The sequence below is a fragment of the Streptomyces beijiangensis genome, assembly GCF_017315755.1.
GTDB classification, from domain to species: domain Bacteria; phylum Actinomycetota; class Actinomycetes; order Streptomycetales; family Streptomycetaceae; genus Streptomyces; species Streptomyces beijiangensis.
The window spans coordinates 1-450 of record NZ_JAFLRJ010000886.1 but is presented as its reverse complement, the minus strand read 5'-3'; the positions used below and the strand labels follow the sequence as shown (position 1 = coordinate 450).

The window sequence follows — 450 nt, the reverse complement described above, 5'->3', positions numbered from 1 at the left end:
GGGCGCGGGCAGATCGGGCGGCACGGTGGACGGATCCATCGCATCCAGCGGAAGCCGCTTGCGGTACTCCGGATCGCAGAGCATCAGAAACCCGGTGACCAGCCGTGAACTCCCGCTCCCGGGACCGCCGGTGACCAGAACAACCCTCGGTGCGCCCGGCCATTCCATGCGCCATGCGGCGAGCGCGCGCAGGGCGGCGGTGCGTCCGCCGATGTGAGGGTGCGGTGCATAGCCTTCGGGCGGCGCGGTCATGAGTCCCGGTCCTCCGTCGTCCGTACGGGCGCTTAAGCCACTGATCCTATGTTCGACAACCGGGCGCCGGGGCCAGAGCGTAGGGGCCTGTACGGGCGTACGAGGCCGGGCGGCGACCCGCGCCGGGTCGGACGGTGCTCGCCCCGCTGCTTCGGTAGCCGGATGAACCTCACGCACCTCCACGTCCGCACCGCCGCG

1 pseudogene is annotated in these 450 nt (G+C 71.6%); it reads right to left on the bottom strand.

Annotated features, from left to right (window positions below):
- Positions 1-252: pseudogene (locus tag J0695_RS39675) on the bottom strand (ATP-binding protein); the annotation flags it as partial.
- Positions 253-450: the final 198 nt, after the last annotated feature.